Here is a 14712-nt window from a genome sequence, read left to right as displayed (position 1 = left end):
CGGGGTCTGCGCCGAACGGCACGGTGCGCTGTGAGCGGTCGACCACGCACGGTCGGATCGGTTGCCACCGCTCGCCGAGCGCGCCACACCCTTCACCCTCCGACGACTACCTGTCACCACCCGTGAGTGACGGGCGGAGTAGCGACATTGGGCCGAACGGCCTCATCACTCGCTGTATCGGGTGGCTCGATCGGTCTACCCGCCCGGATCGCCCGGCACGGTGGCTCGTTGTTCCCGACGGAGCTGCCGAACGGAACGGAGGCGGGCGTGTCGGAGCAGGAGTCGCGGGCGGGACACCGTCCGGGTGCATCGGTCGGAGAACCGGCCGGTGGACGCGCGGAGCAGGCACCGGGTGTCCGCCGGGACCGGGATCGTGACCCCGGCCTGGCCGGCGACCTCGCCCGGGCCTTCGCCGGTCCCGGCGGCACCCCGGCGGGTCGCACCCGGCCCGGTCCCGACGACGAGCAGCTCCTCGCCCCGGCGGAGGCCCTGAACGCCGCGGCCGCGCCGGACGCCGAGATCTCCGGCGCGGGCTTCGGGGAGCCGCCGTTCGGCATGGCCCGGCGGCTGCCCGGTGCACCGCGCCCGCCCGGTCCGGCCCCGTCGGACACCGCCGCGGGTCCCGGTCCGGGGACCGCCGGATCCACGGGCGCCGACGGCGCCGACCACTCCGCGGTGCAGCTCCCGCCCTCGCCCGCGCTGGTCTGCGACGCCGGGGGCGTCGTCGTCCACACCAACGCCGCGCTCCGTCGCCTCGCCGGCTCCGCCGACCCGACCGGCATGCGGCTCCCACAGCTGCTCGTCGGCCCGGACTCCGACGCCCGCCTGGTCCGCGCCGACCGCCGGCTGGCCCGGGTCAAGGTCGTCCGCTGGAACCAGCCCGGCGACCGCACCGTCGTGCTGCTCACCCCGTTCCCCGACGCCGCGCCCGCGCCGTCGGACGAGGCACCCGCGCTCGACCTCGAGCGCGCCACCCGCTCCGGCACCTGGACCTTCGACCTGCAGGCCGGGACGCTGACCCGCAGCGAGGGGCTCGTCGAGCTCTACCGCGCGCTGGGCGTGCGCCCCGACGGCCCGGACGGCCCCATCGAGGGCGAGCAGGTCGAGCGGGTCTGCCGGATGCTGCGCCGCGGCCCGGAGGCCGCGCCGGAGCCCACCACCGCGCACAGCTCCGAGATCCGCCCCGAGGGCGGTGCGGTGCTGTCGTGCCGCACCCGGATCGACCGCACGCCCGGCGGCGCACCGCTGCGCCTGATCGGGACCGTGCAGGACGTCTCCGACCGGCGCCGCGCCGAGTCCCGCGCGCAGCGTTCCGGGCAGCGGTTCGCCGACCTCGTCGCCGCGATCACCACCGGCGTCGCGATGCTCGACGGGCGTGGCCGGATCGTCGACGCCAACCCGGCGCTGTGCCAGTTGCTCGACGCCGATCTGGAGACCCTGCGCGGGGTCCCGGCACGCAGCCTGTCCGCCGAGCCCGGGTCCGACCGGCGCGGGGGGTTGCCGGACTGGCTGCGCGACCCGTCGCACCCCGAGCCGACCTACCGGATCGAGTCGCTGCCGCTGCTGCGGGCCGACGGCACCCGGGTCGACTGCGAGGTCGTGGTCAACGCCGCACCCTCCGACGACGGCCGCCCGTTCTGGCTGCTCGTCGTCACCGACGTGGGGGAGCGCCGCCGCGCCGCCGACGTGCTGCGCGAGGCCGACACCGTCGACCCGCTGACCCGGCTGCCCAACCGGGCCGGGCTGCTGGAGCTCGCCGACCGGCTGCTGGCCGGTCCGGACGCCGACCGGGTCGCCGTCGTCTGCGGTGACGTCGACGACTTCTCCCGCGTCAACACCGGCCTCGGCCACGACGCCGGTGACCTGCTGCTCATCGAGCTGGCGGGGCGGCTGCAGCGCGAGCTGCCGTACCACTGCACGGCCGGGCGGCTGTCGGCCGACGAGTTCGCGGTGGTCTGCGCCGACGTCGACGAGGTCGGCGGACCGCAGGCGCTCGCCGCCGTCGTCGCCGAGCTGCTGCGTGGGGAGGTCACCGTGGCCGGGAGGCCGATCACGCTGACCGCCTCGGTCGGCGTCGCCGGGCGGGACGCCGCGCTGACCGGCCCGCACGCCGACGCCCGCGGCCCCCGCGGCGACGACCTGCTGCGCTCGGCCGAGGTCGCGGTGCGCGAGGCCAAGCAGCGCGGACGCGGCACGGTCGCCGTCGCCGACCGCGGCGCCGTCGCGCCGGCGCGCCGCCAGCTGGAGCTGGAGGCCGAGCTGCGCGCCGCGATCGAGGGCGACGCGCTGCGCCTGGAGTACCAGCCGGTCGTCGCGCCGGACGGCACGGTGCTGTCCGCCGAGGCGCTGCTGCGCTGGTCGCACCCGGTGCACGGGGAGGTCTCGCCCGGCGAGTTCCTGCCGGTCGCCCAGCGCGGCGGCCTGCAGCGCGAGCTGGACCTGTGGGTGCTGCGCTCCGCGGTCACCGAGGCCGCGACCTGGCCCAGGACCGGTCAGGCCGTCGCCGTCGCGGTGAACCTGGCCGGGCTGCTGCCCGCCGACCCGTCGTTCCTGGCCGACGTCACCGCGATCGTCGAGGGTGCCGGGCTGCCGTGGAACCAGCTGGTGCTCGAGCTCGTCGAGACCAGCCTGGTCGCGCTGCCGCGCCCCGCGCTGGACGCGATGAGCGAGCTCGTGCACCGCGGTGTCCGCTTCGCCGTCGACGACTTCGGCACCGGCTACTCGTCGCTGGCCCGGCTCAAGGAGCTCCCGGCGCAGACGGTCAAGGTCGACCGGGCCTTCGTCACCGGCGTCGGCACCGACCCGGCCGACTTCGCGCTCGCCCGCGCCGTCGTCGAGGTCGCCCGGGCGATGGGCCGCAAGACCGTCGCCGAGGGCGTCGAGACCGCCGAGCAGTTCCACGTGCTGCGCGGGCTCGGTGTGGACGCGTTCCAGGGCTGGCTGTTCGCCCGCTCGCTGCGCCCCGCCGACCTGCACCGCGTGCTGCGCGGCGGCGGCCTGCCGACCCCGGCGACGAGTGCCACCCCGCCCGAGGGGACCCCGGACCTCTGGTGAGCCGGTCGCGCCCGCCCAGCGCGGGCGCGACCGCCGTCGTCACCGCACGAACGCGCTCTGCCCGGTGATCGCCTTCCCGACGATCAGCGTGTTCATCTCCCGGGTGCCCTCGAAGGAGAACATCGCCTCGGCGTCGGCGAAGTACTTCGCGATCCGGTTCTCCAGCACCACCCCGTTGCCGCCGACGAGCTGGCGGCCCATCGCCACGGTCTCGCGCATCCGGGTCGCGCAGAACTCCTTCACCAGCGACGAGTGCGCGTCCGACCCCCGGCCCTCGTCGAGCAGCTGGGCGTTGCGCACCGCCATGCCCAGTGAGGCGCTCACGTTGCCGAGCATCCGCACCAGCAGGTCCTGCATCAGCTGGAACCCGCCGATCGGGCGGCCGAACTGCTCGCGCTGCGCGGCGTAGGACAGCGCCAGCTCGTAGGCGGCCATCTGCACCCCGACCGCACCCCAGGCGGCGTTGGCCCGTGTGCGCTGCAGGACCAGCCCGGCGTCGCGGAACGTGCCCGAGCCGCCGGAGAGCCGGTGCGACTCCGGCACCCGGACCTGGTCGAGCAGGATGTCGGCGTTCTGCACGATCCGCAGCGACTGCTTGCCCTCGATCTTCGTGATCGTCATGCCGTCGGACGGCGACGGCACGACGAAGCCGCGCACCGCGCCGTCGGCGTCCGGGTCGGTGTCCCGGGCCCATACGATGATCAGGTCGGCGAAGGTGGCGTTGCCGATCCAGCGCTTCTCGCCGTCGAGGACCCACTCCGCGTCGGGCCCGGACCCGTCCCGGGTGGCGGTGGTCTCCATGCCACCGGCCACGTCGGACCCGCCGTGCGGCTCGGTCAGCCCGAACGCGCCGATGGAGTCCATCCGGGCCATCGCGGGCAGCCAGCGCCGGCGCTGCTCGGGGGTGCCGCCGGCGTGGATCGAGCCCATCGCGAGGCCGGTGTGGACCCCGTAGAAGCTGTTGACCGACGGGTCGACCCGCGAGATCTCCGCATGCAGGAACCCGAGGAACAGCCGCGACGCAGGAGGGTCGGCATAACCGGCCCCCGCCAGGTCCAGCCCGGCGAAGCCCTTCACCAGCTGCATCGGGAACTCGGCGCGGTCCCACGCGTCCAGCACGACCGGGGCGACCTCGGCCCGCAGGAACTCCCGCACCCGGCGCAGGTCGGCGCGCTCGGCGTCGGTGAGCAGGTCGGCGTAGTGGAACCAGTCCGCGACGTGCGGGTGGTCCGGGTCGAGGTCCAGCTCGGGACGCGGCAGACGCGTGGGCTCCTTCGGCATGGCCCCACTGTTGCGCCGCGGCGCACCGGCCGCACGGCAGGACGGGCCGGCCCGGGGCGCCTACCGGAGCGCGCGCAGCAGCGCGGCACCGGATCCGGGGTCCCCGACCGGGCTGAGCACGACGTGGTCGGCGCCCGCGGCCCGGTGCTCGGCCATCCGCGCGACGATGTCGTCGCGGTCGCCGCGGGCGGCGACGGCGTCGAGCAGCCGGTCGGCGCGGGTGTCGATCTCGGCGTCGGTGAACCCCATCCCGCGGACGGCGGCGCGGTAGCCGGGCACGTCGAGGAGGAACCCGGCCAGCTCGCGCAGCCCCGTCCGGTCGGTCCCGAGCACGGTCGGCAGCATCACCGCGAGCAGCCGGCCCGTACCGAGCGCCGCCCGCGCCCGGGCGGTGTGCTCCGGGGTGACCAGCAGCGTCACCGCCCCGGCGCAGCGGGTACGGGCGAGGTCGAGCTTGCGTGGTCCGAGCGCGGCCAGCAGCCGCTGCGACGCGGGCAGCCCGAGTGCGTCGAGCTCGTCGAGGTGGCGGTGCAGTGCGTCCAGCGCCCCCGGTTGCTGGGACGCCCCCAACCCGGTGAGGTAGCGCCCGGGATGACGGCGGGCCGCGTCGGCGTGCACCGCGGCGACGGCCGACGCCGGGTACACCCCGGTCGGGACGATGCCGGGCACCACGACGGCGTCCCGGGTGCCGTCGAGCAGCGCGGTCAGCCGGTCGAGCCGGTCGATCGCGCCCCCGGCGAGCCACAGGGTGCGGGCACCGGCGTCCTCCAGGGCCGCGGCATCGGCGGGAGCGGGTCCGGTGGCGATGCCGAGCGGGCCCAGGGCGGTGGTCGGGGTCATGTCCGCAGCGTCGGTGCTGAACCGGGCTGCAGGTCAAGCGCGACGGGGTGTCGTGACCTGCGGCCGACCGCTCGCCCGTCGCGCACGACCGGGTTAGTGTGCTGCGACCAAGCGGGGAGCAGGGGTCCCGCGCGACGGCAGGGGGAACCGCCGATGATCGAGTTCCGGGGCGTCACGAAGCGCTTCCCGGACGGGACGGTCGCGGTCGACGAGCTCGACCTCGTCGCCGAGCAGGGGCGGATCACGGTCTTCGTGGGTCCGTCCGGCTGCGGCAAGACGACCTCCCTCCGCATGATCAACAGGATGATCGAGCCGACCGGCGGCGAGCTCCGCGTCGACGGGCGCGACGTGCTGTCCGCCGACCCGGCCGAGCTGCGCCGGGGCATCGGCTACGTCATCCAGCAGGCCGGTCTGTTCCCGCACCGCACGATCGTCGACAACATCGCGACCGTGCCGATGCTCGTCGGGAGCAGCAAGAAGGCCGCGCGGGACCGGGCGATGGAGCTGATGGAGATCGTCGGCCTCGACACCTCGATGGCCAAGCGGTACCCGGCGCAGCTGTCCGGCGGCCAGCAGCAGCGCGTCGGCGTGGCCCGTGCGCTCGCCGCCGACCCGCCCGTGCTGCTGATGGACGAGCCGTTCTCCGCGGTGGACCCGATCGTCCGGGAGAGCCTGCAGGAGGAGCTGCTGCGCCTGCAGTCCGAGCTCGGCAAGACCATCGTGTTCGTCACCCACGACATCGACGAGGCCATCAAGCTCGGCGACAAGGTCGCGGTGTTCCGGGTCGGCGGCAGACTGGCCCAGTACGACGAGCCGGGCGTGCTGCTGTCCCGCCCGGTCGACGGCTTCGTCGACAACTTCGTCGGCCGCGACCGCGGATACCGGGGCCTGGGCTTCCTGTCCTCGGACACCATCCCGCTCGGGTCGCTGCCGATGCTCTCGGTCGGCGATCCCCTCCCCGACGACGGCTGGGCGGTCGTCGTCGACGAGTCCGCCCGGCCGCTGGGCTGGGTCGAGGCCGGTGCGGGACGGGTGACCGAGGAGGCCCTCGTCCCGGGCGGATCGCTCTACGCCGTCGAGTCCGGCTCACTGCGCGGCGCGCTCGACGCGGCGCTGTCCTCACCGTCCGGGCAGGGCGTCGCCGTCGACGCCGACGGCCGCGTCGCCGGCTCGGTCACCGCCGACTCGGTGCTCGAGGCCCTGCCCGCGGCCCGCGACTCGCACAACGCCGCCTGAGGCCGCCGTGACCTGGGTGCTTGCCAACCTCGACTCCGTGCTCGACGCGCTCGCCGAGCACGTCGTGTACGCCCTGATCCCGGTGCTGCTCGGGCTGCTGTTCGCGATCCCGCTGGGCTGGGTCGCCAACCGCAACGGAACCCTGCGCACCGTCATGACCAACGCGGCCGGGCTGCTCTACACGGTGCCGTCGCTGGCGCTGTTCGTGTTCATGCCGCCGCTGCTCGGCACCCAGATCCTCGACCCGGTCAACGTGGTCGTCGCGCTGACGGTCTACACCGTCGCGCTGCTCGTACGGACGGTGTCCGACGCGCTGTCCGCGGTGCCCGGCAACGTCGTCGACGCCGCGAACGCGATGGGCTACACGCCGCTGCGCCGCTTCGTCGGCGTCGAGCTGCCGCTGGCCGTGCCGGTGATCGTGGCCGGGCTGCGGGTCGCCGCGGTGTCCACGATCAGCCTGGTCACCGTCGGTGCGGTGATCGGCTTCGGTGGGCTCGGCCTGCTGTTCACCGAGGGCTTCAACCGCAGCAACGACGCCCAGATCGTCGCGGGCATCGTGCTCGTGCTGCTGCTGGCCCTCGTCGTCGACTCGGCCCTGCTGCTCGCCGGCAGGCTGCTCACCCCCTGGCAGCGGGCCCGGACCGGGAAGGCGGGGACATGACCTACTTCGGCTGGCTGTTCGACGGCGCGAACTGGACGGGGTCGACCGGCATCCTCGCCCGGCTCGCCGAGCACCTCGGCTACACCGCCCTGACCCTGCTGGTCGCGGTCGTGATCGCGGTGCCGCTGGGCGCCTGGATCGGGCACACCGGGCGCGGCGGGTTCGTCGTCGTCGGGCTGGCCAACGGCCTGCGCGCGCTGCCGACCCTCGGCCTGCTCGTGCTGCTGGCGACGCTCACCGGGCTCTCCCTGGTCGGCCCGATCATCACCCTCATCGTGCTGGCGGTGCCGGCGGTGCTGGCCGGCACCTACGCCGGCATCCGCAACGTCGACCCGGCGGTGGTCGACGCCGCCACCGGGATGGGCATGCGCGGGTCCGAGGTGCTCTGGAAGGTCGAGCTCCCCAACGCGCTGCCGCTGATCATCGGCGGGCTGCGCAGCGCCACCCTGCAGGTCATCGCCACCGCGACGATCGCCGCCTACGTGTCCCTCGGCGGGCTCGGCCGGTTCATCATCGACGGCCTCGGCCAGCGCGACTTCGGCATGATGATCGGCGGCTCGATCCTGGTCGCGGTGCTCGCGATCCTCGCCGACCTGATCCTGGGCGGGCTGCAGAAGCTGATCGTGTCACCCGGCCTGCAGGCCACCGGCCGCACCGCGCCGCGCCGGCTGCGCGCGGTGCCCACCCGCCCCGAACCCGTCCGCGAAGCGGCCTGAACCACCCCGCACGTCCCGAGAGGACACCCACCATGAGACGCACCCGCCTCCTGACCGCCGTCGCCGCGACGGTGACCGCCGCGTTCGCGCTGACCGCCTGCGGCGGGGGCTCCGACCCCCTCGCCGGGGGCGGGCAGTCCGGCAGCGGTGACCAGAACACCGTCGTCGTCGGCGCCGCGAACTTCACCGAGAGCCAGATCCTGTCCTCGGTGTTCGCCCAGGCGCTGCAGGCCAAGGGCGTCACCGTCGAGACCCGGCCGCCGATCGGGTCCCGCGAGGCCTACGTGCCCGCGCTCAAGGACGGCTCCATCGACCTCATCCCGGACTACAGCGGCACGCTGCTGCAGTACCTGGACAAGAGCGCCGCGCAGACCCAGCCGGACGAGGTCTACACCGCGCTGCAGTCCACCCTGAACACCGCGGCGCCGACGCTGACCGTCCTGAACCGGGCCGAGGCCGAGGACAAGGACGCCGTCGTCGTCACCCGGGAGACCGCGCAGCGGCTGAACGCGACCTCCATCGCCGACATCGCGCCGCGCTGCGGTGAGCTCGTGTTCGGCGGCCCGCCGGAGTTCCAGACCCGGCCCGACGGCATCCCCGGCCTCCAGAAGACCTACAACTGCTCGTTCAAGTCCTACCGCTCGCTCGACGCCGGCGGCCCGCTGACCGTCGCGGCACTGAAGAACGGCGACGTGCAGGCCGCGGACCTGTTCACCACCGACGCGGCGATCCCGGAGAACGACTTCGTGGTCCTCACCGACCCGAAGAACAACTTCGCCGCGCAGAACGTCGTGCCGCTGATCAACAAGGCGAAGGCGACCCCGCAGGTCACCGAGATCCTGAACGCGGTCTCGGCGAAGCTGACCACCCAGGAGCTGATCGGCCTGAACGAGGCCGCGGCCGCACCGGACAAGCCGTCGGTCGAGACCGTGGCGAAGAACTGGCTGACCGCGCAGGGCCTGCTCTGATGGTCGGCGAGGTCCGATCCCTGCACCGCTACCCCGTGAAGTCGATGCTGGGGGAGGACCTCGCCGCCCTGGAGCTCGACGTGCACGGCGTCGTCGGCGACCGGGCACTCGCCCTGACCGACCCGGACACCGGACGGGTCGCGACGGCCAAACAGCCCCGGCACTGGCGACGCCTGCTGACGTGCACCTCCGAGGGCGTCGGCGACGACGTGCGGGTCACCCTGCCCGACGGCCGCACCGTCGACGCCGGGCAGGCCGCCGGGCCGCTCGCGGAGCTGCTCGGGCGACCGGTCGTCGTCGCACAGCAGCGGGCCGACGGTGCCGTCGTCGAGCGCCCGGACCCGGAGGACGTACTGGCCCACGGCCTGGACGCCGAGGTCGACGCGCCGATCCTGGAGATCGCCCAGGGCGCTCCCGGCGGGCGGTTCGTCGACCACTCACCGGTGCACCTGATCACCACCGCGACGCTGGACGCGCTCGGTGTCGAGGCGCTGCGTTACCGGCCCAACGTGGTCGTCGCGACGCCGCCGGGCACCGAGCCGTTCGTGGAGAACGACTGGCTGGGGCGCCGGCTCACCCTGGGCGACGTCGTGCTGGTCCCGACCCTGCCGACGCCGCGCTGTTCCGTGCCGACGCTGGAGCACGGCGACCTGCCCCGGGCCCCGCACGCCCTGCGCGGCCCGGCCGAGGCCAACCGTGTGGAGGTCGAGGGCTTCGGGGTGCTGCCGTGCGCGGGTCTCTACGCCCGCGTCGAGCACACCGGCACGCTGCGCGTCGGCGACCGCGTCGAGGTGACCTGACCTCGGTCAGGTGAGGCGGCCGTAGACGTCGGTGATGAGCAGGACCGCGAAGAGCACCGACGAGATCCCCAGGATCGCGTTGGACAGCCACCGCGAGCGCGCCTCGCGGGCCACCATCGTCGTGTTCAGCAGCAGGAGCAGCGTGACCGCCAGGAACGGCATGAAGAACGAGCCCAGCACGCCGTAGACCAGCGTCAGCGCGAACGGCCGCCCGATGAGCAGCAGCGCCATCGGCGGGAACGTCAGCCACAGCAGGTAGCCGCGGAAGGGCAGCGAGCGCTCGGCGCGGGCCGCCTCGTAGGCGCCCGGCCGCCCGGGGCCGTCGCCGCGCTCGGCGGTCGCCTCCTCGCCGGGCACGACGGCGTTGACCTCGTCCGGCCCGATCGCGGCCTTCTTGCCGTGCGGGAGCCGGATCGCCCGCACCCAGTCGGTGAACAGCAGCGACACGCCGTTCCACACGCCGAGCAGCGAGGTGAAGGTGACCGACAGGAAGCCGACGAGGAACAGGATCCGCACCGGGTCGCCGTAGAGGGCACCGAGCCGGTCGGCGAGGGTGAGCAGGCCACTGTCGGACTCGGTGAGGTTCTCCCCGAGCAGGATCGTCGACCCGACGACGAGCATCGAGACGACGAAGATGCCGGTCATGATGTAGCCGGTCGCGTTGTCGAGCCGCATCATCGACAGCCACTTCGGGCCCTTCCAGCCCTTCGCGAACAGCCAGTAGCCGTAGGCGGCCATGGTGATCGTGCCGCCGACGCCGCCGATCAGCCCGAGCACGTAGACCGTTGACCCCTCCGGCAGCCGCGGCACCAGGCCGTTCAGCAGGGCGGGCACGTCCGGGCCGACCAGGATCGCGACGAACACGACCGTCGCGAACTTGATCAGCACGAGCACCGTCATGAACTTCTCGAAGGCGTGGTAGCGCTGCACCCACACCAGCACCAGCCCGACGACGCCCGCGATCGCCGCCCACCCGCCGACCGGCAGTCCGCCGAACAGCGCGTTGAGGGGCAGCCCGACCGCCGACATCGCGGTGGCGCCGTAGACGAAGCCCCACACCACGATGTAGACGCCGAAGAAGCCGGTGGCCCAGTAGCCCAGCCGCCGCCAGCCGTCGAGCATGGTGGCCCCGGAACCGAGGTGCCAGCGGCCGACGGCCTCGCCGAGCGCGAGCTTGACCAGCGTCCCGACGACGGCGGCCCACAGCAGCACCGTCCCGAACGACGCTCCCGCCACCATCGTCGCGACGAGGTCTCCCGCCCCGACGCCGGTCGCCGCGGCGAGCAGCCCCGGCCCGATCGAGCGGATCTTCCGTGCACCGGTGGGCGGTTCCAGGAAGTCCGTCTGCGGAGCGGGGGAGGCCATCGTCACAGTCTCCGATCACGGCGTCGTGGGTGGTGTGCCGTGCACGCTAGGCGAGCGCGCCGGGGGGTTCCAGCGCGAGAGGGTCACGAACGGACGAACCGGACCCCCCGAACGCGGGCCGGGGTGGGGTGGCCGGCGCACCCGGCGTTGCAGCGGCCGCAGGTGCGGCGCACCATGAACGGGTACCGGGACCGGCCGATAGATTGGCCGCGGCGTCGGCCGGGTCACGGTCGTCGCACGCGCACGCACGGAGGGTGGGCATGGCGAACATCGACGAGATCCGGGCCGGGATCGGGCGGGCCAACCAGCAGGCCACCGAGAGCCTCGGCGCACTGAGGCACGCCCGCCAGGCCATCGAGGAGGCCGGCGCCGCGTTCTCGCAGAACATCTACGGCACCGCCCAGAACGACGCCGACGACGCCCGCGCCCGCTTCGCCGCCGCGTCGGAGAAGATCGACGAGGTCGAGCAGGCCCTGCACATCGCCATGCAGTCCGCCGACGACGTCGCCTCGCGGCTCTGACCGCGCCCGCCCGCCCCTGATGGCCCGTCGTCCGAACCGCCGCGAGCGGATCCGGTCCGCCTTCGACGGGTTCCACCGGGCGGCGTCGCGGGCACTGGGCGCGGCGGAGGGGCGCCGCGACCGGGCCGCGACCCGGCACGCCGAGGTCATGGCGGAGCTGTGGCTGCGCGAGACCGGGTACGACGCCGCGCGCCGCGACCCGGGGCTCTCCCGGTTGTTCGACAACCCGCGGCTCGACGGCGTCCTCACCCGGGTCGCCGAGGACCGGGCGCACGTGTTCGACCGCTGGCAGGGCGACTCCCCGCAGACGCTGTCGGAGATCGTCGCCGACGCCACCCCGGGTGCCGCCGGTGACGACCCGACCGACTGGAAGCCGGTCGCGGGTGCTGTGGAGCCGACCGGTCCGGTGCCGGAGATGTGGGTGCTCGGCACCGGCTCGGTGGAGGGTGGCGCCCCGTTCCGGGTCGCGGTCCCGCTGCTCGACGGCGCGCACCTGCAGGTGGTGTCGACGCCGCGCTCCCGCGACCGGGCCGAGGCGATGGTCGAGCAGCTGGTCCTGCGCACCGTGCGGTACTTCCGGCCCGGCGCGGTGAACGTGCACGTCTGGGACGTCGGCCAGCTCGCCGGCGCGCTGCCCGGGCTGTACCCGCTGACCCGCACCGGGCTGCTGACCGTGCACGACCCGACCCGGCTGGGGCGGCTGCTGGACCAGCTCGCCGACCGGATCCGCCGGGTGCAGACCCGGGTGCTCGCCGACGGCGCCACCTCGCTGCGCGAGCTCGCCGACCGCATGGGGGAGCGCCCCGAGGCGTGGCTGGTGGCGGTGCTCGTCGGCAACGGCCGCGAGCTGCCCGAGGCCGAGCTGCGTCAGCTGCAGCGGGTCGCGCGCGGCGGTGTCGCGGCGGGGGTGCAGCTGGTGCTGCGCGACGTCCCGGCGGCGCTGCCGCGTCCGGTGGAGACCGTCGACTTCGGGGACCCGCCGGGCGTCGACCCCGCCGACGACCGGCAGCCGGTCCCGGTGCGGACGTCGGTGACCGGGCCGCACGTGCTCGTCGAGCCGGACCCTCCGGTACCGGCCGACGACGTCACCGCGGTGTGCGAGGCGATCGCCGCCGGGCACGAGCAGTGGCGCGGACGGCTGGGCGCGTTCAAGGACATGCTGCCCCGGCGGCGTGGCGAGGGCCGCTCGCACGACGGGCTGAAGGTCGTCGTCGGGCACGAGGACGGCATCCCCGCCGAGCTGAGCCTCGACGACCACTCCCCGCACGCACTCGTCGGCGGGCCGAGCGGGTCGGGCAAGACGAACCTGCTGCTGGCCTGGATCGCCGGCCTCGCCGCGCACTACGGCCCCGACGAGGTCGAGCTGTACCTGCTCGACTTCAAGGAGGGGGTGTCGTTCACCCCGTTCGCCCCGGACCCCGACGGGCACCGCGCCGACCGGCTCCCGCAGGCCCGCCTGATCGGCGTCAACATCAACACCGACCGGGAGTTCGGGCTCGCGCTGCTGCGCCACCTCTCCGAGGTCATGCGCAGCCGCGCCGAGGCCGCCCGCCGGCACGGCGCGACCAAGCTGGCCGAGCTGCGGGCCGAGCGTCCGGACCTGCGGCTGCCGCGGATCGTCGCGGTCATCGACGAGTTCCAGTTCCTGTTCACCGGCCGGGACGCGGTCAGCGCCGAGGCGACCGCGCTGCTGGAGGACGTCGCCCGGCGCGGCCGCTCGCAGGGCGTGCACCTGGTGCTGGCCAGCCAGGACGTCTCCGGCATCGACGCGCTGTGGGGCCGTTCGGCGATCTTCGAGCAGTTCGTGCTGCGGATCGCGCTGCCCCGCGCGCGGCGGATCCTCGCCCAGGACAACGAGGCGGCGCTGGCGCTCCCGCGCTGGCACGCGATCGTCAACCACGACTCGGGCGTCGCGCACGGCAACCGGGTGGTCCGGCTGCCCGAGGCGGGCGGTCCGGTGGTCCGCGACGTCCAGGTGACCGCGTTCGCCGACTTCCCGGACACCCCGGAGCCGGTCGTCTTCGACGGTGCCCGCGCCCCCGGGTACGACGCGCTGGCCGCCCGGCTGCCCGCCGACGGTGTGCCCCGCGCGCTGGTCGGGCAGTTCGTCGACGTGCACGGCAGCCCCGCGGCCGCCGAGCTGTCCGACGGTCCCGGTCGCAACCTCGGGGTGATCGGGCCCGATGCCCGCGTCGCCGTCCCGCTGCTGTGCTCGGCCGTCCGCTCGGTGACGTCGTCGCTGCCCGACCCGGCCGGCGCGCAGATCGTGCTCGTGCCGCTGGTCCCGGACGCGGTGGCCGCCTCGGGCGCGCTCGCCCCGGATCTGCCCGGCACGGTGGAGAAGGTGTCCGCCGACGGGTTCGCCGCGCGCGTGGCCGAGCTGGCCGCGACGGTCCGCGCCCGGGCGGCGACGGGCGGCGGAGGGCATGCACCCCTGCTGGTCGTGGTGTTCGGCGCCGATGCCGCGGAGTCGATGCTGGACCGCGCCGGCACCGAGGACCTGCGGGCGCTGCTGCGTCACGGCCCGGGTGTCGGGGTGCACGTGCTGGGCTGGTGGCAGGGCGCGCAACGGTTGAAGATGCTGCTGGCCCCGCCGGGTGCGGCGATCGACGACCTGGGTGCCTGGGTGGCGACCGGCGTGCAGGGCACCGACCTGGTGGCGCTGCTGGGCGGTCAGCCGCTCGACTGGACGCCGACGCCGGGGCGCGCGCTGTTCCTCGACCGCTCCCGGCACGGACGCCCGCAGCTGGTCATCCTGACCGACGCCGGGGGTGGCGGCTCGGACACCTTCTCCGGTGGCGGCAGCTCGGACACCCTCGCCGGACGCGGTGGCTCGGGCACCCCCGCGGGTGGCGGCGGCTCGGGGACTCTCGCCGGAGGTGGGGCGTGAGTGCGGTGGAGCGTTACCGGGCGGTGGTGTCCGAGCTGGCCGGCGCCGTCGTCGACCTGCGGGAACACGACGCCCGGCGGGCCGAGGAGCTGCGCCGCGAGCTGCGTGGCACCGAGCGGGAGCTGCGCGAGGCCGCGGACCGGCTCACCCTGGCCCGCGGCATGTTCGAGCTGCGCTGGGAGGCCGCGTTGCAGCTGATGTGGGCGGCCGAGGAGCCGGGGCGGCCCCGGCCACGACCCGACCTGCGGGCCGACCCGGACGAGCACGCCGCGCTGGAGGAGGCCGCCGACGAGGCTCTGCGCGAGCTGCGCTCCTCGGGCGACCGGCGGCTGTTCCGCCTGCGCCGCGACGACGACTGACCCCGTCCCGCGCCCCGCATC

12 protein-coding genes are annotated in these 14712 nt (G+C 74.7%); 9 read left to right on the top strand and 3 right to left on the bottom strand.

Annotated features, from left to right (window positions below; genetic code table 11):
• Positions 1–267: 267 nt before the first annotated feature.
• Positions 268–3054: a bifunctional diguanylate cyclase/phosphodiesterase gene (locus Ae717Ps2_RS21885; protein ID WP_139318937.1), complete on the top strand. Its 2787-nt coding sequence runs from the start codon at positions 268–270 to the stop codon at positions 3052–3054.
• Between the two features lie 39 nt (positions 3055–3093).
• Here the strand turns inward: Ae717Ps2_RS21885 and Ae717Ps2_RS21880 are convergent, their stop codons facing one another.
• Positions 3094–4335: an acyl-CoA dehydrogenase family protein gene (locus Ae717Ps2_RS21880; protein WP_075310394.1), complete on the bottom strand. Its 1242-nt coding sequence runs from the start codon at positions 4333–4335 to the stop codon at positions 3094–3096.
• Between the two features lie 60 nt (positions 4336–4395).
• The gene (locus Ae717Ps2_RS37430) at positions 4396–5175 is read right to left on the bottom strand and encodes a hypothetical protein (protein WP_075333845.1); all 780 of its coding nucleotides are present in this window, start codon (positions 5173–5175) and stop codon (positions 4396–4398) included.
• Between the two features lie 153 nt (positions 5176–5328).
• On the opposite strand from Ae717Ps2_RS37430, the gene Ae717Ps2_RS21870 reads away from it, so the two are divergent.
• Genes Ae717Ps2_RS21870 through Ae717Ps2_RS21850 form a run of 5 tightly spaced genes read left to right on the top strand, consistent with a single transcriptional unit; the run spans position 5329 to position 9556 of the window.
• Positions 5329–6411, top strand: coding sequence for an ABC transporter ATP-binding protein (locus Ae717Ps2_RS21870; RefSeq protein ID WP_075310398.1), 1083 nt, complete (start codon positions 5329–5331; stop codon positions 6409–6411).
• A 7-nt stretch (positions 6412–6418) separates the two neighbouring features.
• On the top strand, positions 6419–7072 hold the full coding sequence (locus tag Ae717Ps2_RS21865; RefSeq protein ID WP_075310400.1) for an ABC transporter permease: 654 nt from the start codon (positions 6419–6421) through the stop codon (positions 7070–7072).
• Positions 7069–7788 (top strand): ABC transporter permease, encoded by a 720-nt coding sequence (locus Ae717Ps2_RS21860; protein ID WP_075310402.1) that lies wholly within the window; start codon positions 7069–7071, stop codon positions 7786–7788. The genes Ae717Ps2_RS21865 and Ae717Ps2_RS21860 overlap by 4 nt, the downstream gene beginning before the upstream one ends.
• A 32-nt stretch (positions 7789–7820) precedes the next feature.
• Complete coding sequence (locus tag Ae717Ps2_RS21855) at positions 7821–8756, top strand: ABC transporter substrate-binding protein (protein ID WP_075333844.1); 936 nt, start codon at positions 7821–7823, stop codon at positions 8754–8756.
• A complete protein-coding gene (locus tag Ae717Ps2_RS21850; protein ID WP_075310404.1) occupies positions 8756–9556 on the top strand; it encodes an MOSC domain-containing protein in 801 nt (266 codons plus the stop codon). Before Ae717Ps2_RS21855 ends, Ae717Ps2_RS21850 begins: the two co-directional genes overlap by 1 nt.
• 6 nt (positions 9557–9562) lie before the next feature.
• On the opposite strand, the gene Ae717Ps2_RS21845 is transcribed toward Ae717Ps2_RS21850, so the two are convergent.
• Positions 9563–10921, bottom strand: a complete 1359-nt coding sequence (locus Ae717Ps2_RS21845) for an Nramp family divalent metal transporter (RefSeq protein ID WP_075310406.1) — start codon at positions 10919–10921, stop codon at positions 9563–9565.
• A gap of 260 nt (positions 10922–11181) precedes the next feature.
• Between Ae717Ps2_RS21845 and Ae717Ps2_RS21840 the strand changes: the two genes are divergently transcribed.
• Genes Ae717Ps2_RS21840 through Ae717Ps2_RS36285 form a run of 3 tightly spaced genes read left to right on the top strand, consistent with a single transcriptional unit; the run spans position 11182 to position 14691 of the window.
• Entirely contained in the window at positions 11182–11442 is a 261-nt protein-coding gene (locus tag Ae717Ps2_RS21840; protein WP_020623160.1) for a hypothetical protein, read from the top strand.
• 19 nt (positions 11443–11461) lie between these two features.
• Positions 11462–14332: an FtsK/SpoIIIE domain-containing protein gene (locus tag Ae717Ps2_RS21835; protein WP_083702465.1), complete on the top strand. Its 2871-nt coding sequence runs from the start codon at positions 11462–11464 to the stop codon at positions 14330–14332.
• Positions 14329–14691, top strand: a complete 363-nt coding sequence (locus Ae717Ps2_RS36285; protein WP_139318938.1) for a hypothetical protein — start codon at positions 14329–14331, stop codon at positions 14689–14691. Before Ae717Ps2_RS21835 ends, Ae717Ps2_RS36285 begins: the two co-directional genes overlap by 4 nt.
• Positions 14692–14712 lie beyond the last annotated feature (21 nt).

It is taken from the genome of Pseudonocardia sp. Ae717_Ps2 (assembly GCF_001932475.1).
Classification (GTDB): domain Bacteria; phylum Actinomycetota; class Actinomycetes; order Mycobacteriales; family Pseudonocardiaceae; genus Pseudonocardia.
Note: the sequence above shows the minus strand (reverse complement) of the source record. Positions and strands in the feature narration are given on the sequence as shown.

What these genes read in the sequence shown, in the direction of transcription:
- Ae717Ps2_RS21880 (WP_075310394.1), bottom strand. Translation starts at nt 4,335, where the DNA reads ATGCCGAAGGAGCCCACGCGTCTGCCGCGTCCCGAGCTGGACCTCGAC.
- Ae717Ps2_RS37430 (WP_075333845.1), bottom strand. Translation starts at nt 5,175, where the DNA reads ATGACCCCGACCACCGCCCTGGGCCCGCTCGGCATCGCCACCGGACCC.
- Ae717Ps2_RS21870 (WP_075310398.1), top strand. Translation starts at nt 5,329, where the DNA reads ATGATCGAGTTCCGGGGCGTCACGAAGCGCTTCCCGGACGGGACGGTC.
- Ae717Ps2_RS21860 (WP_075310402.1), top strand. Translation starts at nt 7,069, where the DNA reads ATGACCTACTTCGGCTGGCTGTTCGACGGCGCGAACTGGACGGGGTCG.
- Ae717Ps2_RS21855 (WP_075333844.1), top strand. Translation starts at nt 7,821, where the DNA reads ATGAGACGCACCCGCCTCCTGACCGCCGTCGCCGCGACGGTGACCGCC.
- Ae717Ps2_RS21850 (WP_075310404.1), top strand. Translation starts at nt 8,756, where the DNA reads ATGGTCGGCGAGGTCCGATCCCTGCACCGCTACCCCGTGAAGTCGATG.
- Ae717Ps2_RS21845 (WP_075310406.1), bottom strand. Translation starts at nt 10,921, where the DNA reads ATGGCCTCCCCCGCTCCGCAGACGGACTTCCTGGAACCGCCCACCGGT.
- Ae717Ps2_RS21840 (WP_020623160.1), top strand. Translation starts at nt 11,182, where the DNA reads ATGGCGAACATCGACGAGATCCGGGCCGGGATCGGGCGGGCCAACCAG.
- Ae717Ps2_RS21835 (WP_083702465.1), top strand. Translation starts at nt 11,462, where the DNA reads ATGGCCCGTCGTCCGAACCGCCGCGAGCGGATCCGGTCCGCCTTCGAC.